Below are 22,341 nucleotides of genomic sequence, written 5' to 3'. Positions count from 1 at the left end.
ATGTTTAAAAAATGCGTTATGTCTGCAGCACTCATTTTAGCTTTATGTGCCTGTAATTCAGAAACTGAATCAGACCTAGTAGAAACAAAAGAAATTTGGGCTGGATTTAACTTGGTGTCTGATGGCAGTAAAACGCGTATTAATGCCGAGCTAAACGTTAATGATATTACTGGCTCTAACGTTACATTAACTGACTCTGATACGCTACAAGCCGCTTTCAATAGTAGCGTTGTAACACTTAAAAAAGATACCGAATTTTTAGATGATGACTACCAAGCTTATATAAACACAACTGACGATAATCAACTATTTAATATAATATTTGGGCGTAGTAATGGCATAAGTGCAAGCTCAAACGTAGAACTTCCACTAAACTTTATTATTTTAACGCCAAGTAATGAGCAACCATTTAAGATTGATAGTACGTTAACTTTACAGCTTGATGGAACAGATCCTAATAGTACAAGCTATGTAGAGCTAACTAGTCGCTGTATAACGTTAAGTAACGACTCGCTTATTCAATCTGGCACCTTAGAGCTTTCTTCGTCACACCTTGAAATCCCCCTTGAAAATCTTGATATGTTTAAAAACATACAGATAGATAAAAGTAAGCCATGTAATTTAACGCTTAGCGTAATACGAGAGCGCTTTGGTAATATTGCTGATGAGTTTACAGATCAAAGCTACATTAAAGCCCAGCAGTCTCGTGCTATTAAAAACATGACTTTAACGTTTTAATTTGCACGCTATTTTACTCAGCGTTAAGCTATGCCTTTATTAAGTAATTTTACTCATTGCACTGCCCTTTTTTATAAAAAGCAAATGCATTAGTACTACATAAAGGTTAATTATGACTCATAGCACCTACCCTATTGGCACACCTGGCATTAAATGGAATAACAACGATAAAGACCAGTGGTTAAAAAGCCAAAGCATTAAACGCAGCTACCAAAATGACGTTGTGTCTTTAATTAACGAGCTAAAAAATTTATTAACTGTTGAGCAATACGGCGAGCTTAATTACGCTGCGGGTACCTACCCTTTATATGTGCTAAAAACACCTCAGTTAGATAAAAACAAACCGACTATTTTAATCACTGGTGGTGTGCACGGCTACGAAACCAGTGGCGTACATGGCGCACTTAGGTTTGCTAAAACCACTGCTTTAAATTATACAGATCACTTTAACATTGTTATTGCCCCATGCATTAGCCCTTGGGGATACGAAACAATTAACCGCTGGAACCCTGCGGCCATTGATCCTAACCGCTCGTTTTATGAAAATAGCCCAGCGCCAGAATCGGCTGCGATTATGGCGTATGTTAAGTCTCTTGATTTAGAGCTTACAGCGCATATTGACCTTCATGAGACTACTGACAGTGATAACAGCGAATTTAGACCTGCACTTGCAGCACGAGAAGGCACTACAAACACTAATTGGAACATACCTGATGGTTTTTATTTAGTGGCCGATACCAATAAACCTGAGCCTGAATTTCAAAAAATAATTATCGAAGAGGTAGCAAAGGTTACTCATATCGCGCCAAGCGATGAAAATAATCAGCTTATTGGCGTACCCCAAGAGCAATTTGGCGTTATTAACTATGCGGCTCGCGATTTAGGTTTATGTATGGGCTTTACAGACGCCCTCTATGTAACTACAACAGAGGTATACCCAGATAGCCCAACTGCAACAGATGAAGAATGTATATTAGCGCAGGTAGCGGTTATTAAAAGCGCACTTAACTTTATTAAAACACTTTAATAAGTTAGCAGCTGCTTGTACCGTTTTGGCTGCTAAACTAAATTTAAATAAAAAGCTAATTTAGGAAGTATTAATGGAATATAAAAATAAAAATGGACACGTTAATTTATCGCTTGAAGATAATATAGTTATTGCGCAATTCAGCGGAAATCTAGAACTTGAGCTTCTAAGTAATTTTAAAGCTGCACTTTTTGAAACTATTCAATCATTTAAAGGCGAACAATGGGGTTATATAAGTGACTCCTCAAACGTTATTGCTGCAACCCCACAGGCCGAACAAGAAATGGTAGCAATCAGCCATAGCATGCAGCAAAACAACTGTTTAATTAGCGCGTTTGTGCTTACATCACCTATTGCTATAAGCCAAATGCAACGAATAATGCAAAACGCCAAAAGAGATGTTTCGTTTAAAGATTGTCTTTTTGATAATCTAGAGTCGGCAAAGCAATTTATCTTAAATGAATTAAACCATGACTTGAGCTAAGTAAGGCTCAAGTCACTGTTTATATGCTGCTCTTATACTGTACTAATTTTTATAAAATTGGCTATCTTTGGTTATAGTGATGCTGGCATCTTCTTGCGCTGTTACTATAAATTTAAGTTTAGTTACTTTTCGCTCAATGTCGTAGCTATCGGCGGTAACGGTAACCGGTACGCTCTTCATTACACCTGGTTGTACAAGTGTTGACTTAGGGCTTGTAAGTGTCGCGCCTGCCAATCCTTCAATAGCAATGCTGTAATGCATAGGCTGCTGCGTTTTATTAATAATAGTTAGCGTATAAGGGTTTTCTACCAAGCCTTCGTAGTTCACTCTGTAAAGCGCATTTCTATCGCGAAGTACTGACGCCTCAATAGGCGTGCGCTGTAACATCCATGCAAACATGGTGATAACCAATAAAGCAGTTAATGCACCATAGCCAAGTAGCTTTAATCTGAATGGATTGGTTTTTTTGCCTCCCATTTGCTTTTCGCTAGCGTATTTAATTAATCCTTTTTGATAGCCAAACTTATCCATTGTGTCGTCGCAGGCATCAATACATAAACCACAGTTTATGCACTCATACTGTAAACCATTGCGTATATCTATACCTGCAGGGCACACCTCTACACATAAATTACAGTCTACACAATCACCTAAATTAAGCGCTTTAGGATCGGCTTTGCGTTTACGCGGTCCACGGTTTTCGCCTCGTGCGCTATTGTAAGTAACCACTAAAGTGTCTTTATCGAACATAACCGATTGAAAACGAGAATACGGGCAAGCAACGGTGCACATTTTTTCACGTAAAAGCCCGGCATTTCCGTAAGTACACAATGCAAATAAAAATACCCAAAAGCTAGTAATGCCTGACCACTCAAAAGTGAACATTTCCATATATAAACTTTTAGCGGGTATAAAATAAGCCATAAATGAGGTAGCAGTTAGCACCGATATTACAATCCATGCACTATGCTTAGTGATTTTTTTACGCCAAGTGTTCAATGTCCATTTTGATTTATCTAGCTTGATACGTTGATTGCGAGTGCCCTCTATACGCTGCTCAACCCAAGAAAATATCAGCATCCAAATAGTTTGCGGACAAGTATAACCACACCAAACTCGCCCCAACCAGTTAGTTACAAAAAACAACGCAAAGGCGCCCACCATAAATAGCAGGGCTAAAATCATAAAGTCTTGCGGAAGTAAGGTTAAGCCAAAGATTGTAAATTTTTGAGTTGCTACATCAAGCAAAACAGCTTGCTGACCTTTATATTGCAACCAAGGAATAGCTACAAATGTGAGCATAAGCAACCAACCTAGATTACGGCGTATTCGCTGAAAAAAACCTTTTTGCTGACGAATATAAATAGGCCCTTCTGTTTTATAGGGCTTGATGATCATGTCTTCTTCTTTAATATCAAACTTCATAGTACTTACTTAATAGTGACGGTATTAAGTAAGCTTCTGCAACTTTCAGACCACCCTGAAAGTTAAATTAAACCATTGATATTAAACAATTATTAAAAACAAATAAAAAACACCTTCGCGAAATAAAACGAAACTCGCGATATATCACGAATTTTTATTAATTCCTAGCTTACGCATTTTTGATCTTAGGGTGCTCTCTGGCAAGCCCAGCTTAGCAGCAGCGCCTTTATCGCCCGATATTTGCCAATGCGATAGATCAAGTACACTTATAATATGTTGTTTTTGTGCCTCATCGAGGGTAAGGGCGGGATTGATTGGGTGCTGATCTTTTAGCGTTAACGGCTGAGTTAACTTAAGTACCTGGTGTTTAGATAAAATAGCTTCGCGTTCAAGTACATTTTGTAACTCGCGAATATTACCTGGCCAGTCATATGCTTGTAATTGGCTAATTGCCTTTTTGCTCAAACCACTTAATTGTTTTCCAAGGCGCTTGTTAAGCTGAGTGATTAAATTTGTGCATAAATATGGAATGTCTTCTTTTCGGTCTTTAAGCGCAGGTACCGTAATAGGAAATACATTGAGCCGGTAATATAAATCGATTCTAAAACTGCCCTTTTGCACCATTTGCCATAAATCACGGTTAGTTGCCGCTATTACCCTAATGTTTACTTTAAGTGTTGTGCTGCCGCCAACGCGCTCAAACTCTTGCTCTTGTAACACTCTTAACAATTTACTCTGCGCTTCTAATGGCAGCTCTGCAATTTCGTCTAAAAATAATGTGCCTTTATCAGCTAGTTCAAAGCGGCCTTTGCGCCGCTCACTAGCGCCTGTAAAAGCCCCCTTTTCGTGCCCAAATAGCTCTGACTCTAATAAGCTAGGCGTAAACGCAGCACAATTTACTTTTATAAAAGCTTGATTGTTACGCTTACTTAAACGGTGCAAGTTACGTGCGACTAGTTCTTTGCCTGTGCCATTTTCGCCAAGTATTAATACGGTACTGTCGGTCTCGCTTACTAGCCTTATTTGCTCAAGCATAGTTTGAAAAATATGGCTTTGCCCAACTAAACCAGAGTCTTGCCAGTCTTCATTAAGCTCAGCTATTAAATAACTGTTTTCATCTTTAAGCTGCTCGCTTAAATGTTTAACTTGTGCAAGTGCATTATGTAACTCGTTTTGTGTACGCTGCTGCGCTGATATATCGCGAAATACCGCTACAGCACCTATCAGCTCATCATTGCGATAAACAGGCGTTGACGTGTACTCTACAGCAAATGAGCTGCCGTCTTTTCGCCAAAATACTTCATTTTTGATTTCGCGACGTTTGCCATCAAACATAGTGCAATATATTTGGCACTCGTCTGCAGGATAAGGTGTGCCGTCTGCGTGGCTATGGTGATGGTATTGGTGTATTTTTTTACCAAGCAATTCATCGGCTTTCCAGCCGGTCATGCGCTCAGCTGCAGGGTTTACAAATACAGCATTGCCGGATAAGTCAAAACCATAAATCCCCTCACCTACCGCATTAAGTAATAGTTTAGGGTCGTTTAAAAATTGTTTTATCACTGCAATCACCTCGCGAAATATCGCGAGCATTATGCCATAAACCAGTGTGTTGTTCAGTTAAATAGTAAGCAATTAAATATAAGGCTTAAATAACGCTGTAATATTTATTTTTGCATTTAACTTGGCTGCAATTAAGTAAAGCCCAGCTAATTTACGATGAATAAAAAGCGCATCGACAGGTGGGGTGTGCCATTGCTGCGATTGAGCGCTCAGCTCAAGCCCTGCATTTTTAATATTGTTAGCCAACGTGCTGTTTTTAAAGTCAAAATCACCATCGACTCTTAACGGCTCACACGCCATTAAAAACAAGTCAATTACATGATTTTTATAACTATCTACAATATCATCTTTAAAGTAACCTATTTGAGTTGCAGCGGCTAACACCCCCGCTCTGTTGTTTTCACTCCCTGCTTTAAACAAAGATAGGTAAGCTTGACTCAATTGCATGGATATTTCTCGCGTGGCGCCAAAATCAAATAGCACTATTTTTTTACTCTCGCGTTGGTAATGAAAATTGGCAGAGTTTGGATCAGTTTGAATAAGCTTAAACTCAAACATTTCTTTAAAAAATAAATCAATAAGTGCCGCAGCCACCTGATTTTGCTCATTTTGTGCTAAATCATTGAGTGTTTCGATAGGTGAGGCTTTTACATACTGCATTGCCAAAATTTGTTTAGTATTGTGCTCGGTGTATGCTTTAGGAACGATAAAGCGTTTGTCTTCAGCTAAAAGATAGTGATACTTTGTAATAAATTGTGCCTCTAAAGCATAATCAGCCTCAGCGAGTAATTGTGCTTTAGCCTCACTTACCAACGGCTTTATATCCAAATCTTTAGGAATTAGGCGAGCTATATTTAAAAGCGATATAACGTTATCAACGTCACTTTCTACACTTTTTGCGATACCCGGGTACTGAATTTTGATTGCCAGTTTTTCACCATTTTCTTGATACGCTAAATGCACCTGTCCAATAGAGGCTGCAGCAAAAGGCCTTAACTCAATATGTGAAAACCTCTCAAGCCAATTATCTCCCCACTGCTGTTTTAACACTGCAATTAATTGTTTATGAGGCATAGGGTTAGCATCTGATCGAAGTAGTGCTAATAGCTTCGTAAGCTCAGGGCTTAGTAGCTCACCAGCATCCATTGAGAGTAATTGGCCAAGCTTCATTGCCGCCCCTCTAAGATGTGCAAGCTGGGTGGCTAGTTTTTCAATATTTTTAGGCTGTAGCAGTAAGCTTTTATTATCCCAGCCATTGCCACTTAAAGCACTTTTAGTACCCTCTATTAGCATATTGGCAGCAACGCCACTGGCTAAAGAACCTAGCTTTGTAAATCGAGAGAGTCGTGAGGTAGGAATGCTGCGCGGTGCGGCCATAATTTAAAACCTAATAAAATAAGTTTTATAAATACGTAAATGCCGCCGCGCTAGATCTACTTAAAGGCGAGGTACTAATTTAATTGCACCCTCAGCCACTTTCATATCAAGGGGTAGTTTACTCAGTAGCATTATTTTAGGGTCGTCCATATTTAACGTATAAACAGGGTTAACCGCTAAAAAAGCGTTAATTACTTCCATAGCTTGGCTGTCAAGCGCAGCTAAATTACCTTTAAAGCCACCGGCGTCTACGCTTGAATCAAGTAGCTTTACATTACGTAAAAAAACCGCTTTTTTCTCACTATCGTAAAACGGGCTACCTTCTATTTGCAGCTGTAAACGTACCGGGTATTTAAGCGCAAAAGCGTTAATTTCAGCGCTTGAGTCAGCACCTAGTACAACTACATCGCGGTTGTCTGGGCCAATGTTGACACTTAAATCGTTTACATCAAACTGAACAGGCAATCCCATCAAGCTCACTTTTTCGCTTAGCTTTGGTAATTGCTTACCTAATACGGTTTCAACTTCTGAGTTAGTAAACGAGTAAACAGATACACCTTGGGTTGTGTTACATGCCGTTAAAAATAGTGTTGTTGCAATCAGTAGTAATACTCTCATGAGGATCCCTTATATAAAATTTTAATTATAAAAAAGCCGCTTTAACAGCGGCTTTTACAATGCATTACCTGTATTTAGTACAGGTGTATTACATTATTATGCTGTAAAAATTGTTTTAATTTTAGCTAGTGTCTCAGGCTCAACTGAACCCTTACTGAGCGCTAACAACTGCTTTAAATAATAGTTTAAATCAGCATGTTCACCACGGTGTTTATCATCTAGCATTGCAACTTGTTCAGCCATTCTAAGCGATGCATTTTCTGAGCTCACGTTGGCTAAAATTTCCATTCTAGTAAGTAATTGCTCACGGCTCAGTGATGTTATTAACGATGTTTGGTATTGGCTTGGCAATACATCGTTATTTTCAATGGCGCTAAATAGTGCATCTAAATTAGCTTGTTCTGCTTGGCTATGAAGCAATGCTAACTTGTGCTCTATCGCTTCAAGTAGGCTGTTTACTTTACCTGTGAGTGATTTGTATTGAGCGTAACCTTTCACTTTAGTTTCTAGATCATGCAATTGCGCTTTTTGATTCACATTATCAAGTGCATCTTCAAGTTCGGTCAGTTCAACTGCAGCTTGTTTATCGCTTTCGCTTTGAGCAAGTTTTTGCTCTTCAAATTCGCTGCTACGTTTAGTAAAGGTTTCATCATTAAATTGGCGAAACTTTTGCCACAATGCGTTTTCAGCTTTTAAACCTGCAAAGCCTATTGTTTGCCATTGCTGTTGAAGCTGTTTTAGTTCTTGGCATGCACTTGCAAGGTCATCGCTTTGTGATAGTTGCTGCGCTTTTTCAACGAGTTCATTTTTTTGATCTGCATTTGCTTTATGAAATGCATTAAGTGTTGCAAGTACTTGCTGTTGCTCTTTTTTGTAACGTTCGTTTAATACGCGGTATGTTTTAGGGTCAACTTTACCTACATTGCGCCATGCTTTATTTAAGCGATTGTATTGGCTCTCATATTGCTTCCAGTCAAAGCCATCGTCAGCCGAAGGCGCAGCCAGTAAAGCGCTCATATCAGCGATTATAGTTTCACGTTGAGTTTTAGCGGCTTCTCTCGCTACTTCTTGCTCTGCAAAGTAGCTACGACACGGTGCAAATAGCTCCTCAATTTTTTCATCAAACTGCTCGCCTTGCTGCTTTTCTTGCTCAGTATCAAGGCGTCCTAACTCATTCCAACGTTTACGCAGTGTTTTTACTAAATCTGCGCGTTGCTGCGGATCGGTACACTCTTCACCAACTAAAGCAGTTACTTCTTCAAGTAGCGCTTCACGCTTTGGCGCTGCTGCGTATTTTTGCCAGTCTTTAGCATCTGCAAGTTGCGCTTCAAGTTCTGCTTTAATATTTACTAATGGCTGTTGATAATGCGCAGTGAGTGTATTAAATAGCTCTTCAAAGCCTTTAAACACACCAAAAGCGACATTAAAACGGCCTTCTTCAATTAGGCGTTTTACATCACGTGCTTTACGTTTAGCTTGGCTTTGATTTTTTTCAAGTGGCTTAGTTAATTCACTCATAGCAGCTAAAAATTGCTTTTTATTTGCATTTAGCTGTGTTTTAAAGCTTTGTGCAAGTGAACCATCAAGTGCATTTAAATGATTACGTGCAGCTTTAAACGCACTATTAAAGGCATTTAAAGAGTCATCGTAATCACTTAATTGCTCAGCCGGCTGTATGTCACACAGTACCGCATAGGCTAATTTATACTCTTTAATTGCATTTGTAAGCTCTGGTAACTTAGCAACTTGAGTAAATAATTTTTCTAGCTTATTAATTACTTGTTTAGACTGCGCATCATTAGCAAGTTGTGAATCGCTTAGCGATTGCTTAGCTTGAGCTACTTTTGCATCTAACCAATCTTGTTGAATTTGCTCTGGCGTTTCCAGCCCTAACTGTAATGCATTTTCTATTTCTTCACTTATTGCTTCAAGCGTTGCAAGCGCGAGTAACTGACGTTGTTGTAAAGCCAGTTTTTCTTGCTCTTTATCATGTTGCTCTTTTAGTACTGCAATATGTGCATCAAGCTTGTCGGTAATACTGATGTACTTAGCATCAAGTGTTTTGACGTGATCTGCACTTAACCATTTAAGCTCTAAAGCTTGCCACTGCGCCATTAAATCACTCGCTTGAGGATTCACTATTGCATAGTCTGTTTTATCACGAAGTGCATTTAACTTCGCTAAAATTACACGTGTAGAAGCCTCTACTTGCGCTGGCATTTCTATTGCCAAACGTTCATTTTCTATATGTGTTTCTAAGCTTTGCTTAGCACTACCTTTAGCGTGTTTTAATAAAGGCTTAGTAAGCTGATGCGTTATAACAAGCTCGACTAAATGAACTTGTAACTCTTCACTACCTTCTTTGAATGCTTTTTCGATAAGTTTAGGGTTAGCCAAACGCTTTAAAAGTTTAACCCGTACTTGAAGCTCTTTTTCAGCAAATGCTAGTTTTTCAAGTGTTTTAACCGGCGCAAAACGCTCAATGTATTCACTTTTAATATGTGACGAAAGTGCGCTTTCGTCGCTTAGTACTGCATTTGATATTTGTTGTTCTGCAACATCTTTTAACGCTTGATCTTGTTTATATGCTTTCCACCACAGTGCTAAATCGTTCATTTTTTGAAGCGCTTTACGACGAATTTCGGCCGAATTATCTTCAAGGGCTAATGTATTTAAAATTGTAGCATCGCGCTGCACATCTAGGTTTTCAATTGCATCTAGACGAACTTGCTGCTTCGGGTGTTTCCATTTTGGTGTAAAAAGGTGCTTAAAGATCATGTTCACTAAACCTAGCTATTTCGTTGTCTGATTTAAATTCTTTTTGTAGTTGTGCTTTTGTTTTTTGGATCATTTCGCCATTTGCGCCAATAGTAAATTGCTCGTTTGATTGAGCCACTTTCGCTTGGTACAACATAACTAACTGCACAGTTTGCTGCTTTTGCTCTTGTGATAAAACAGTGCCATCAGGCCATTTTCCTGTTGCAGCACCGTACTGTAAGCGTTCAAATAATTCGGGCGTAATGTTTTGTACTAGATTGTCGATATTCATGTCATTTTTTCTTTTTTAGAGATACTAAAATAATTCGATTGATAAGATACCAAATACACCCTACTCCAATTGCTATTGTGTAGGCGTACCACTCAAGAGTTTCTTCTTGCGGTTGTAAAAAGTACAAGCAGAAAAAACCACCTAAAAATAAGATTAGCGCCAAAAAAGAGTGATTCATAAACATCTGGCGTTTTTTAATTCGCTGCTCACGTTGCAGCTGCAAAACTTGCTCGTCGTTAAGCTCTGAAATACTACTACCGCAATGCGGACACTGCTTATGTTTGTCTGAAATTGATTTTGCACATTTGGGGCAACGAGTAATCGCCATACATCTCTCCATACTACGCATAAAAAAAGCGCCTTGCGGCGCCTTTTATTGTACGTGTTTTATTTCTCGTTGTCTTTTTTGAATTTTACCCAGTAGTCATCTACTGACTGTTTCATTTCTTTACGTAACAACATAATGCCGAATAAGTTAGGGAGTGTCATAACGACAATGGCCACAGCTGCTAATTTCCATACTAAAGTGGTATCGGCAAACGAAGCCCAAAAGAACGCGGCAACATAAAATACACGGTACGGCATTACTGAGCGATGGCCGAGTAAATAAATCATCGCACGATCACCGTAGTACGACCACGCAATAGCGGTCGAAAATGCAAATAACAACAAACCAATAGATACAATGTATTGCCCGCTTTCGCCAAAGTAGCCTCGAGTAAATGCTTTAGTGGTAAGTTCTGCTGAATGCACTAACGATTTACCGACTAAGCTAATACTGTCGTCAGTTGGCATACCATTTGTCACTTCAACTATACCGGTATACTTATGCTTTTCTGTTAAACCAAAACGAACATCTTCAGCAATTGAACGCGAGTTAATAACGGTATAGCCTGTTGTGGTTGAAACTCCATTTACCACTTCAATATTACCTGTAAATAACTCAATGTTACTATCGTTATTGTTTAGGTAGTTATATAACTCAGCACGCTGCGCTTCGTTTGTTTCAGAGTAGTCACCTTTAATGATGCTCATCGAAGAGCGTTCAAAGTGTGTTTCAAATTTTTCATTCCACACACCTGAAGACAAAATAACTAGGCCTGTAAGTGTACAAATAATAATGGTATCAATAAACGGTTCTAGTATAGATACTATGCCTTCTGATACCGGTTCATCTGCTTTTGCTGATGCATGGGCAATTGGCGCAGAACCCTGACCTGCCTCATTTGAAAACAAACCTCGGTTTACACCTTTATTAAATGCGTAAGCGAACGATGCCCCCAAAAAGCCGCCAGCTGCTGCAGAACCAGTAAAGGCATCCATAAAGATTGACGCAAAAGAAGGACCGATATTTTCGATATTGTAAAAAATAACGGCAAGTGCACCAATAATGTAAACCGCGGCCATTAGCGGTACTACGCGTGAGGTAATAGCTGCAATACGCTTAATACCACCCAAAATAACAAGTGCTAATAAAATAGATAAGACAGCACCCGTTGCCATTGGTGCAAAACCAAATGTAGCTTCCATGCCTTGGGCTATATTATTAATTTGTGGCAAGCTGCCTGTACCGAATGAGCTAATTACCGTTGCAACTGCAAATAAAATGGCAAGCCATTTCATGTTTAAGCGCTTGTCCATGTAATACATAGGGCCACCCGACATGGTGCCGTCTTCTGTTTTTTCGCGGTATTTGTGTGAAAGCGTTACCTCTACAAATTTGGTTGTCATACCAAAAAAAGCGGTCATCCACATCCAAAATAGAGCTGCTGGACCACCGATAGAAATTGCAAGTGCTACACCACCAATGTTACCTGTGCCCACAGTACCAGAGAGCGCAGTAGCAAGAGCTTGAAAATGTGTTGTATCACCCTCGGTGCCTTTTTTATCAAACTTACCGGTAACAACTTTACACGCATGTTTGAAATAACGAATTTGTGGGAACTTTAAATAAACAGTAAAAAATAAACCAACCCCTAATAGTATGTAAGGAAACCATACGGCCCCCCCTAACATACCATCGAGACTATCTAAAAATTGTCCAAATACATCCACGCTGAATTCCTCTTATTATTTTAATTGAGACTGTTGATTGTGTATTACTCAGTTTTAGCCAAATAATACGATAACGCTGTTATTGCTAATTTTTATTATTTGTAAATTTTGTAATAAAAAAGGGCAACATTTTATTGTTGCCCTTACCTTATACTAATTTATCTCAGTTTATCAACGACATTTACGATTGCCGCTAAAGTATCTTGACCAAATTGATACGAACGACGGTCAGACCAGCCATAATCTGGGTCTGGTAGGTCGTTATTGTCTTTAAACGGCATCTCAATGGTATAAGTAAGTGCTTTAAACTCTTCTGCTGTGGCTGATGAGCCAACAGTTAAATTTGCCTTACCGGGTTCATCTTTGTCATAGCCGTGCTCGTCCTGAAATTCTGGAGTAATAGTTAAAAGCGCCGCTTTAAAGCTATCTTCTAAATCCTTCAAACGATCATCGTAACTTGGGATACCCTCACTACCTGCAACAAAGTTATACGGAATTGCTTCATCACCGTGTATATCTAGGTGCATGTCTAGGCCTGTTTCGCGCATTTTATTAAGCACTAAGTAAACCTCAGGGCTATTTTCCATGCTAGGTGTTTGCCATTCACGATTTAAGTTAACGCCTTTAGCATTAGTACGAAGGTGCCCACGTACGCTGCCATCTGGATTCATGTTTGGCACGATGTAAAAAACCGCTTTAGATAAAAGCGCTGCTGCATGCGGGTCTTCATCATCAAGTAATTTATGCAACAAGCCTTCAACAAACCACTCTGCCATAGTTTCACCTGGGTGTTGGCGTGCTGTGATCCAGATTATTTTTTTATCTTCGCTTGGTTGGCCAATTTTAAGTACGCTCATATCGCGACCATCAAGTGTTTCGCCAAGGGTTTGTAAATGACAGAGCTCTTCGCTTTGCGCCCACGATAGTAAATCTAAATGACGTTCATAGCTGTAAGGCGCGAAATACGCAAAGTAAACACTGCCGCTTTCTGGCTCTAGCTCAAATGTAAGCGTGCCATTTTCGTAATTAGAAGGCACGCGAAACCATGTTTGACGGTCATAAGATGCAACGGCTTGATACCCATCCCAGCCATCTGGATATGCTGACTTTTCAAGGTTATTAATATTTAATTTATGCAATTGGTAAGGCGTTGTTTCAAGACGAAAGTGAAACCACTGATAAAACTCAGATTGGTGATCGCTATTAATCTCTAATTGAATATTTAAAGGATCGGTGGCTTCGATAACTTTAATGTTACCACTATCAAAATTGCTGCTGATTTTCATGAAAAAACCTTAAGGTAGAATACATTTATCTGCTCAATACGCAGAACTAAAACTATTTTATGAATAGCAAAATACATAATTAGAAGTTAACCATATTATGCATCTCAATAATTAAAGCCTATCACACAGGGTGCACTTTAAAAAATATTACGCGACTAAAAAAGCCAGCAAATAAGCTGGCTTCGTTTATGAAGTCTTTAATTAGCGGGGTAAGCTTGGGAAAGCAGCTTCTGCCATGTCACGCATACAACGAACAACCTGGCAGCTATAGCCAAATTCATTGTCGTACCAAACGTAAAGTACTACACGGTTGCCTTCAACAATAGTTGCTTGTGAATCAACAACACCTGCATAACGGCTACCTACTAAATCAGTAGATACGATTTCTGTAGAAGCAGTATAGTCAATTTGATCTCTAAGTTCTGAGTGAAGCGCTGTTTCACGTAAAAACGCGTTAAGCTCTTCAACCGATGTCCCTTTTTCTAAATTAAGATTTAAAATAGCAAGCGATACATTTGGTGTAGGTACACGGATGGCGTTACCCGTTAATTTACCTTCAAGTTCTGGTAATGCTTTAGAAACCGCTTTAGCTGCACCTGTTTCGGTAATTACCATGTTAAGCGCTGCAGCACGGCCGCGACGCTCTGCTTTGTGGTAGTTATCAATAAGGTTTTGATCGTTTGTGTACGAGTGCACAGTTTCTACATGGCCGTTATTAATACCAAACTTATCGTTTAATGCTTTAAGTGTTGGCGTAATGGCATTAGTTGTACAACTTGCTGCACATACAATTTTATCAGCAGGTAAAATGTCTTGGTTATTTACACCATATACGATGTTTTTAATATTGCCTTTAGCCGGTGCAGTTAATAATACTTTTGCAGCGCCTTTACATTCTAGATGCTGACCAAGGCCTGCTTCATCTTTCCAAATACCTGTGTTATCAACAATCAGCGCATTTTCGATACCGTAAGCTGTGTAGTCAATTTCGCTTGGCGAGTTAGCATAAATTACTTGAATGTAGCTACCGTTAGCTTTAATTGCATTACGCTCTTTATCAATTGTAATTGAACCATTAAAAGGCCCATGGATTGAATCTCGACGTAATAAGCTAGCGCGCTTTTCTAGGTCGCCATCTTTACCACCACGTACAACAATTGCACGTAAGCGTAAATCGGCATATGGGCCTGACTTTTCAATTAATAAACGTGCTAATAAGCGGCCTATTCGACCAAAACCATAAAGTACTACATCACGCGGCTCTTTAGCTGGTAAATCCGCAATTTCTGCTAGTTCAGCTTTTACAAACTCGTCTACCGTACGCCCATTAGCTGCATCAGTATACAAGTAACTATAAGCAAGTTTACCAATATCTATACGGGCAGAATTTAGCTCCATTTTACTAATCGCTTCTAAAAACGGGAAGCTTTCACGTAAGCGTAACTTGGTACCTTCAAACTGTGCTACAGTTTTATGGGACTTGATGATATCTATTGTACTGGCATTAACGAGAGGACGGCCATATACAGCGATTTCTATGCCACGGTTACGATAAAGCTTACCAATGATAGGTTGCATGCTTTCGGCGTAATCTTGGCGTTCTTGCCAACTATTTGTATATTCTAACTCGTGAGATGAGGTCATTTTATTTACCTAAATTTTTTCATTTTGAACGGATAGCCTTCAAAAGTGCACTATATTTTGAGAGTAATACACTTTAGGCACGGCTATTCTAAGTTAATCTTAAGTTATTCTCTACTGTTAGAGCACAAATGATTACGTTAGAATGGTCACGTATAAATTCACTTGGGGTTAAGGGATGATTTTAAGAGCAAGCGTGTTACTAACAATGCTAGCGCTAACAGGGTGTGATGAACCACTAACACTCGCTCAGGTTTGTAAAGAAACGCCTGGATTTTGTAGCGATCTAAATAAAGACAGCCATTGTAAAAATGAGCGTTCGGTAGTTATTTTAAAACGCTATACTGAATATAAAAAACCAACAGATGAAAACAAATACCAATTACTTAAAGGTTTTGAGTCTTATAATCAATGCATAACGTTAGCTGCAAAAATAGAGCATAAAAAGCTAAAATCTAAAACAACATCGCGCATTGTAGGGCAACTGACCAGTATCAAAGAGATAACGCGTTTATATCAAGACACTCAAAAAACCAACCACCCAGGACTACTTTATTACCATTGGTCACGAAATAACGACCAAGGTGCGCTAAATAAATTACTTACTTTAGAGAACGATAAAAGCGTAACCCAAAGTGCCGAAATGCAATTTTTTCTAGCATCTTACTATATGAAGTTTGATGATGAAAAAACGATAGACTTGCTTTATAAAACACTGGAGTTAAACAAAGAAGGCATTGAACCAAACCCTGAGGTTTATACGTCTCTTATTAGCCTATTTTACAAGCATAAGAAATTTAAACATGCATATATATTTTCGAAGGTGGCGCAAATGTCTGGCATTGAAAATATCGATTTATTACCAATAGAGCATCAATTACTGAGTAACGGTAAAAGTTTGGAAAGCTTAGATACACTTGCCCAACAAACATATGAGCACATACAAAATGGTGAATTTGTCTCACCAAGAGAATTTTAGATAGTTAAAAATCAACGACAAAAATAACTCAGCATTTAAAATGCTTAGCAATCTTAAAAAATAAAAGGCAGCTTACGCTGCCTTTTTTTATTTTGCCTTGCTTGTACCCACCTCTACGCGAGTTTTAAGCTTTTGACCTGGTCGAAATGTCACCACGCGACGCGCCGAAATAGGAATATCTTCTCCTGTTTTCGGGTTACGGCCTGGCCTTTCTTTTTTATCACGAAGATCAAAATTACCAAATCCGGAGAGCTTAACTTGCTCACCTTTTTCAAGCGCTGAGCGGATTTCTTCAAAAAACGCTTCAACTAAGTCTTTGGCATCTTTTTTATTGATACCCAGTTTTTCAAATAGGTGTTCAGCTATGTCGGCTTTAGTAAGCGCCATATCTAGTCCCTCAACGATGCATTAAATTTATCAGCCAGTTCGGCCACCACGTTATCAACTACCAGATTGATGTCTTTCTCTTCGAGTGTTCTATCAACCGCTTGCAGTGTTAGAGCAATCGCCAAACTCTTATAATTTGGCTCAATACCTTTGCCCTTATACACATCGAATAAGTTTAGGTCAACCAATTGATTTCCGCCAACTTTTTCTATCGCGGTTAAAATATCACCAGACTTAACGCTGTCGGCCACTAAAATAGCGATGTCGCGGCGATTTGAAGGAAATTTTGATACGCCAACTGCCTCTGGTAAATTTCTTTTTTCGATTGCCGACATTTCAATTTCAAACACAAAAGTTGCGTTATTGATATCTAACGACTTTTGCGCTTGTGGGTGTAATGCACCAAAAAAACCAACCTTTTTACCATCAACATAAATAACTGCTGATTGGCCTGGGTGAAGTCCATCTGACTGCTCTGCTTTAATTTCAAAACGGCTAACATCATTAGTGATCGCAAGTAACGCTTCTACATCACCTTTTAAGTCGTAGAAATCAACGTTACGTTTTTCTTCAACCCAATGTTCACCATGTGCTAAACCGGTAATGACCCCACCAAGGACTGGCACCTGATAAACACCGTTTTCAGCACTTTCATCACTAATAAATTTAAGACCGTGCTCAAATAAGCGAATACGCGGTTGTTGGCGGTTTTGGTTATAGGCCACTGAAGACAATAAACCAGGCATTAAGCTGACACGCATAGCCGACATTTCAATTGAAATTGGATGCGGTAATACAAGCGCATTACTATCTGGGTGTAAAATAGTTTGTGCTTTAGGATCGACAAAGCTATAAGTAATTGCTTCTTGGTAACCACGCGTAACTAACGTGTTACGAAACTTACTCAGCGCAATTGTTGACTCGTCGTGCGTTGTCATTTTGAGTTTTGCAGTAGGTGCAACATTTGGAATACTGTTATAACCGTATACACGCGCAACTTCTTCAATTAAATCTTCTTCGATGCGAATATCAAAACGGTAACTCGGTACATCTGCACTCCAGCTATCATTTTCTACTTTAACATCAAGGCCTAAGCGAGTCAGAATATCGGTTACTTTAGCATCATCGATGTGATGGCCAATAACACGGTCTAAACGGGCACGGCGAAGGCGTACTTCAGTCACTTTTGGTAATTTACCTGCCGCAACAGCTTCAACTACAGGACCTGCTTGACCGCCAACTATCTCAAGTAACAAAGCAGTGGCACGCTGCATAGCATCATGTTGTAGTGCAAAATCGACACCACGCTCATAACGATGTGATGCATCAGTATGTAAGCCGTAACTACGTGCTTGACCAGCAATTGCTACCGGATTGAAAAAAGCACTTTCAAGTAGTATGTCTGTTGTTTTTGCAGTAACACCTGATTGCTCTCCACCGAAAATACCGGCAATAGCAAGTGCCTTGTTATGATCGGCTATAACAAGTGTAGAGTCATTCAATTTAGCAGTATTACCATCAAGTAGTACTAGCTCTTCACCTGCGGTTGCACTACGTACTTTAATTCCACCTTCGATAGCACTTAAATCAAAGGCATGCATTGGGTGACCAAGCTCTAGTAATACATAGTTAGTTACATCAACAACCGGATCGATTGAACGTATACCACTACGACGTAGCTTTTCAACCATCCAAAGTGGTGTTTCTGCATCAAGATTAATACCCTTTATCACGCGACCAAGGTAGCGAGGGCATGCATCTTCGTTCACAAGTTCAATTGATACTTTATCGTCAATCGTTGGAGTAACAGCTGGAATAGCTAATACATTTACATCAATACTGTTTAAAACACCTACTTCACGAGCAAGACCTTTAATACCTAAACAATCACCACGGTTTGGTGTTAAGTCAACATCAATAATGTTGTCATCAAGGCCTAAGTATTCGCGTAAATCAGTGCCTACCGGTGCATCTAGTGGCAATTCCATTATGCCATCGCCCTCTTCGCTAATACCTAGCTCAACAAAGGCACACAACATACCGTGAGACGGCTGACCGCGTAGTTTTGCTTTTTTGATTTTAAAATCGCCAGGTAACACAGCACCTACAGTTGCAACAGCGACTTTGATGCCTTCACGACAGTTTGGCGCACCACAAACGATATCAAGCAGCTCATCGCCACCTACGTTAATTTTAGTAACACGAAGTTTGTCTGCATCAGGGTGCTGACCACATTCAACCACTTCACCTACTAGCACACCATTAAATTTGGCTGCTGCTGGCTCAACGCCATCAACTTCAAGACCAGCCATAGAAAGCTGTTCCGAAAGAGCTTGCGTATCAATAGCAGGATTTACCCACTCTCTTAACCACTTTTCACTAAATTTCATTTTATTATTTCACTCTTAACGGAACTGGTTTAGGAATTTTAAGTCATTTTCAAAAAATGCACGTAAGTCGTTTACGCCGTAGCGCAGCATAGTTAAGCGCTCTACGCCCATACCAAATGCAAAACCAGTGTATTTTTCTGGATCAATACCCACCGACTTAAGAACGTTAGGGTGAACCATGCCACAGCCTAGTACTTCTAACCATTTACCGTCTTTACCCATAACATCCACTTCAGCAGATGGTTCTGTAAATGGGAAAAATGAAGGACGGAAACGAATTTCCATATCTTCTTCAAAAAAGTTACGTAAAAAGTCATGTAAAATACCTTTAAGCTCAGTAAAGCTTACATCGGTATCAACCATTAACCCTTCTACCTGATGGAACATAGGAGTATGAGTTTGGTCATAATCGTTACGATACACACGCCCTGGTGAAATAATACGCAGCGGTGGCTGTTCTGTTTCCATAGTACGAATTTGCACGCCACTTGTTTGTGTACGCAGTACTAATTTAGGATTGAAATAAAAGGTATCGTGATCAGCACGCGCAGGGTGATGCTCTGGGATATTCAATGCATCAAAGTTATGAAAGTCATCTTCAATCTCAGGCCCTGATTTAACCTCAAAACCTAACTCACCGAAAAAGCTTTCAATACGTTCAATTGTTCGTGTTACCGGATGCAATCCACCTGTTGGCATTACACGCCCAGGTAAAGTAACGTCAATTGTTTCAGCGGCTAGCTTTTCTTCTAATGCTTTACTTGCTAAAAGCTCACGCTTATCGTTAATTGCTACTTGGACATCTTGCTTAGCTTGGTTAATTACCTGCCCTGCTTCTTTGCGTTCTTCAGGAGCAATTTTACCCAGTGTTTTAAGTAAGCTAGTGATTTCGCCTTTTTTACCAAGGTAGTTAACCCTGATCTCTTCTAGTTGCGCGATTTCACTGGCACTGGCTACCGCCTCAAGTGCTTGCGCTAATATATTTTCTAAGTTCATTCGATACCTGATCTTTCACAGAAGGTGATTACAATTTAATTGACTAATGATAACTGAAAGCAGGGTCTAGATTCTAGACCTACTACAGCTTTAACGTTGATTTTATAAAGGGAATTGTTAATTTTCGCTGTGCAGCCATAGATGCATGATCTAATTTGTCTAATACATCAAGTAAAGCGCGCATATCACGACTTAAACGCGTTAGTAAAAACCGTGCACATTCATCGCTCAATTCCAATCCACGCATATGCGCACGCTTAACAAGTGCCTGGGCTTTGTCATCATCGCTCATAGAACGAATTTGAAATGTAGTGCCCCACTTCAGCCGGGATTCTAAATCGGGAAGACTAATATTGAGCATATCAGGAAGTAAGTCAGCGGTAACTACGAGCATTTTCCCGGGTTCGTTAAAGCGATTATAAAAATTAAATAATGCTTTTTCCCATGGATCATTTCCAGCTACTAAGTGAACGTCGTCTATACATAATACATCGAGAGCCTCTAAGCCATCGAGCACCATCGGGCCAAAATCAATAACTTCACGCATTGATAAAAGCATATTGGATAGCCCGCGCTCTTGTGCTTTAACGCAGGTTGCGTATAACAAGTGAGACTTACCTGAATCACCTAAACCACATAAATAGGTGTACTGAAACGTTTTAGATAACTTTAAAAAGCTGTCCTTTAAATGGTTAACCTCTAACGAGTCCTCACCACCAAAATATGATGCAAAGGTTTCATCATCCGGTAAGGTAACCGGTAAAGCCATTTGCATAGGCTCAGCGTTTAGCATTACTCGCCAACCCACTGATATTCTAAACTACTTTTATCAACCACATGATAAAAAGCACGTGGGTCAACGTAATCTCTAAAAGCAGAATCTAGGCCAAGTGCTTTTTTAAGATCGTTTACACTGCCCGTATGGTTTAACTTAAATTCAACAAGCTCTGGAGTTTTTCGTAAAATAGTCACGTCGGTGACTACACTTAAACTAAGTAGTCTACGTTTTGCTAATTCGATATCAACAAAGCTATTAGTTTCTTTTAAAGTAAGTGTTGCAGAAGCTTGCTGATAGTAAGCATTAGGATCTATTGCATATTCGCTCGCAAGGCCTTGCGCGAGAGTATCAATCATTTGCCCTACAATTTGCTGCTTGTCGCCTGTTAATCTATTTGATTCGAACAAATCGTCGTTAGTAAAGCGCCAATCTAGTATCCAATTTTCACTGTCTTGTTCTTGAAACATTCTTGCAGTAATACTTCGCTCTGCACTGTAACGCTTAGACGCTTCTTCAACAGGTTCAGAAAAATTCCCCCAAACTTCAGGTACACCTACTAAGCGCCTGTCTTGTAAATCAAGCAAAGGCACAACAACTGGTAAGCCACGGCGTCCTGCTTTATCATAAATTAACTGCTCTAACTGCGGGTAACTTTCTTGTGTTACTAATTCTCTGCGCCAATTGTCTTCAATGCCTAACCAAATAGCAACGAGTGGTCGCTGAACACCCCACAGTGGTAAATTGAGCTCTTTAATAAGCGCATTTATTTTACGCGCTTCAAATTTAACAACTAATTTAAGTTGACCATTTGCTCGCTCGTCATACTCAAATTTGAGCATATAATCTGAGATATCTTTTGTACGTTGTTGCGCTAGTTTATTTTGATCTGCAGTTTCATCACCGCTCACTTTAACTAAAACATTAAGCAATGCCTTACGGCTCGCACTTAAACGCGTATCTCTGGTTTTATCATCGACGTTTAATATATCTTGATACAGATCAGTTACTTCAACCGCCGATACAGAAAAACAAAATATAAATGATATGGCACTAATTAATAATCTATACACAGGCTATTAGTTCTTGGTTTTAAACTGTTTTGATCCTAAATCAAAGCCAGTAACAAAGCAAAATTATATTTGTTATCCAACACTATCTGATTAGTAAATATATAAATAATAACTATACCTTTGTGCTTACTATAAAAGCTCTTTGATTTGATCTCGACATGTTCACAACATTAAGGAATTGGATGATGTTATGCACACAGGTAGTGGATAATATAGCAAAAGCGATACTTGTCAGGCAGAGAAATTTTGATTTTGTCGTCGGGAGTCACTATGCCCGACCTTCGTGATAGAGGCTTGACGAGTGTATATTAACTGTGCGTATTTTACTTTTCTGCAGACGTAAAAAAGCCCGACTATTGCTAGTCGAGCTTTCTACAATTTGAAGTCGGTGCGCTACGCAGCAGAATGTCATGGTGCCACAGCGGTGGAGAGTCACATAGTAAATGGGATACTCTCATTGCTCGGGGCTCGCCTTCGC

At 39.4% G+C, this 22,341-nt stretch carries 19 protein-coding genes; 4 read left to right on the top strand and 15 right to left on the bottom strand.

Translation table 11 applies throughout. The features are described 5' to 3' along the window. From J8L71_RS10130 to J8L71_RS10120, 3 genes are all read left to right on the top strand, one after another. The gene (locus J8L71_RS10130; protein ID WP_211000442.1) at window positions 1-738 is read left to right on the top strand and encodes a hypothetical protein; all 738 of its coding nucleotides are present in this window, start codon (window positions 1-3) and stop codon (window positions 736-738) included. A gap of 112 nt (window positions 739-850) precedes the next feature. Beyond that, window positions 851-1,765, top strand: a complete 915-nt coding sequence (locus J8L71_RS10125; protein WP_211000441.1) for a M14 family metallocarboxypeptidase — start codon at window positions 851-853, stop codon at window positions 1,763-1,765. Between the two features lie 73 nt (window positions 1,766-1,838). Continuing rightward, window positions 1,839-2,249: a hypothetical protein gene (locus J8L71_RS10120; RefSeq protein ID WP_211000440.1), complete on the top strand. Its 411-nt coding sequence runs from the start codon at window positions 1,839-1,841 to the stop codon at window positions 2,247-2,249. 42 nt (window positions 2,250-2,291) lie between these two features. Here J8L71_RS10120 and ccoG read toward each other — a convergent pair whose 3' ends face one another. The 10 genes from ccoG to J8L71_RS10070 all read right to left on the bottom strand — a co-directional run bounded on the left by ccoG (window position 2,292) and on the right by J8L71_RS10070 (window position 15,266). Continuing rightward, window positions 2,292-3,674, bottom strand: coding sequence for a cytochrome c oxidase accessory protein CcoG (gene ccoG / locus J8L71_RS10115; protein WP_211000439.1), 1,383 nt, complete (start codon window positions 3,672-3,674; stop codon window positions 2,292-2,294). Between the two features lie 144 nt (window positions 3,675-3,818). Then, a complete protein-coding gene (locus J8L71_RS10110) occupies window positions 3,819-5,237 on the bottom strand; it encodes a sigma 54-interacting transcriptional regulator (RefSeq protein ID WP_211000438.1) in 1,419 nt (472 codons plus the stop codon). Window positions 5,238-5,309: 72 nt separating this feature from the next. Beyond that, complete coding sequence (locus J8L71_RS10105) at window positions 5,310-6,614, bottom strand: AarF/ABC1/UbiB kinase family protein (RefSeq protein ID WP_211000437.1); 1,305 nt, start codon at window positions 6,612-6,614, stop codon at window positions 5,310-5,312. 60 nt (window positions 6,615-6,674) lie between these two features. Then, on the bottom strand, window positions 6,675-7,232 hold the full coding sequence (locus J8L71_RS10100; RefSeq protein ID WP_211000436.1) for a DUF1439 domain-containing protein: 558 nt from the start codon (window positions 7,230-7,232) through the stop codon (window positions 6,675-6,677). Window positions 7,233-7,328: 96 nt separating this feature from the next. Then, window positions 7,329-10,010 (bottom strand): DUF349 domain-containing protein, encoded by a 2,682-nt coding sequence (locus J8L71_RS10095; protein ID WP_211000435.1) that lies wholly within the window; start codon window positions 10,008-10,010, stop codon window positions 7,329-7,331. Further along, the gene (locus J8L71_RS10090; protein ID WP_211000434.1) at window positions 10,000-10,281 is read right to left on the bottom strand and encodes a DUF1315 family protein; all 282 of its coding nucleotides are present in this window, start codon (window positions 10,279-10,281) and stop codon (window positions 10,000-10,002) included. The genes J8L71_RS10095 and J8L71_RS10090 overlap by 11 nt, the downstream gene beginning before the upstream one ends. A 1-nt stretch (window position 10,282) precedes the next feature. Next, the gene (locus J8L71_RS10085) at window positions 10,283-10,609 is read right to left on the bottom strand and encodes a zinc-ribbon domain-containing protein (RefSeq protein WP_211000433.1); all 327 of its coding nucleotides are present in this window, start codon (window positions 10,607-10,609) and stop codon (window positions 10,283-10,285) included. Window positions 10,610-10,668: 59 nt separating this feature from the next. Continuing rightward, window positions 10,669-12,297, bottom strand: a complete 1,629-nt coding sequence (locus J8L71_RS10080; RefSeq protein ID WP_211000554.1) for an AGCS family amino acid carrier protein — start codon at window positions 12,295-12,297, stop codon at window positions 10,669-10,671. Between the two features lie 197 nt (window positions 12,298-12,494). Further along, complete coding sequence (locus J8L71_RS10075; protein ID WP_211000432.1) at window positions 12,495-13,622, bottom strand: M14-type cytosolic carboxypeptidase; 1,128 nt, start codon at window positions 13,620-13,622, stop codon at window positions 12,495-12,497. A gap of 201 nt (window positions 13,623-13,823) precedes the next feature. Then, entirely contained in the window at window positions 13,824-15,266 is a 1,443-nt protein-coding gene (locus tag J8L71_RS10070) for a glyceraldehyde-3-phosphate dehydrogenase (RefSeq protein WP_211000431.1), read from the bottom strand. A gap of 175 nt (window positions 15,267-15,441) precedes the next feature. Between J8L71_RS10070 and J8L71_RS10065 the strand changes: the two genes are divergently transcribed. Then, window positions 15,442-16,242, top strand: coding sequence for a DUF2989 domain-containing protein (locus tag J8L71_RS10065; RefSeq protein ID WP_211000430.1), 801 nt, complete (start codon window positions 15,442-15,444; stop codon window positions 16,240-16,242). Between the two features lie 87 nt (window positions 16,243-16,329). Here J8L71_RS10065 and ihfA read toward each other — a convergent pair whose 3' ends face one another. The 5 genes from ihfA to J8L71_RS10040 all read right to left on the bottom strand — a co-directional run bounded on the left by ihfA (window position 16,330) and on the right by J8L71_RS10040 (window position 21,863). Next, window positions 16,330-16,629 (bottom strand): integration host factor subunit alpha, encoded by a 300-nt coding sequence (ihfA, locus tag J8L71_RS10060; protein WP_002960690.1) that lies wholly within the window; start codon window positions 16,627-16,629, stop codon window positions 16,330-16,332. A gap of 2 nt (window positions 16,630-16,631) precedes the next feature. After that, complete coding sequence (gene pheT / locus J8L71_RS10055) at window positions 16,632-19,019, bottom strand: phenylalanine--tRNA ligase subunit beta (RefSeq protein WP_211000429.1); 2,388 nt, start codon at window positions 19,017-19,019, stop codon at window positions 16,632-16,634. A 15-nt stretch (window positions 19,020-19,034) separates the two neighbouring features. Then, window positions 19,035-20,015, bottom strand: a complete 981-nt coding sequence (gene pheS, locus J8L71_RS10050; protein WP_211000428.1) for a phenylalanine--tRNA ligase subunit alpha — start codon at window positions 20,013-20,015, stop codon at window positions 19,035-19,037. A gap of 82 nt (window positions 20,016-20,097) precedes the next feature. Beyond that, window positions 20,098-20,808, bottom strand: coding sequence for a DnaA regulatory inactivator Hda (gene hda, locus J8L71_RS10045; protein ID WP_211000427.1), 711 nt, complete (start codon window positions 20,806-20,808; stop codon window positions 20,098-20,100). Next, complete coding sequence (locus J8L71_RS10040) at window positions 20,808-21,863, bottom strand: DUF2066 domain-containing protein (RefSeq protein WP_211000426.1); 1,056 nt, start codon at window positions 21,861-21,863, stop codon at window positions 20,808-20,810. Before J8L71_RS10040 ends, hda begins: the two co-directional genes overlap by 1 nt. Window positions 21,864-22,341: the final 478 nt, after the last annotated feature.

Source organism: Pseudoalteromonas sp. MMG007 (assembly GCF_018100985.1).
GTDB lineage: Bacteria > Pseudomonadota > Gammaproteobacteria > Enterobacterales > Alteromonadaceae > Pseudoalteromonas.
This window is presented reverse-complemented; position numbering and strand designations above follow the sequence as displayed.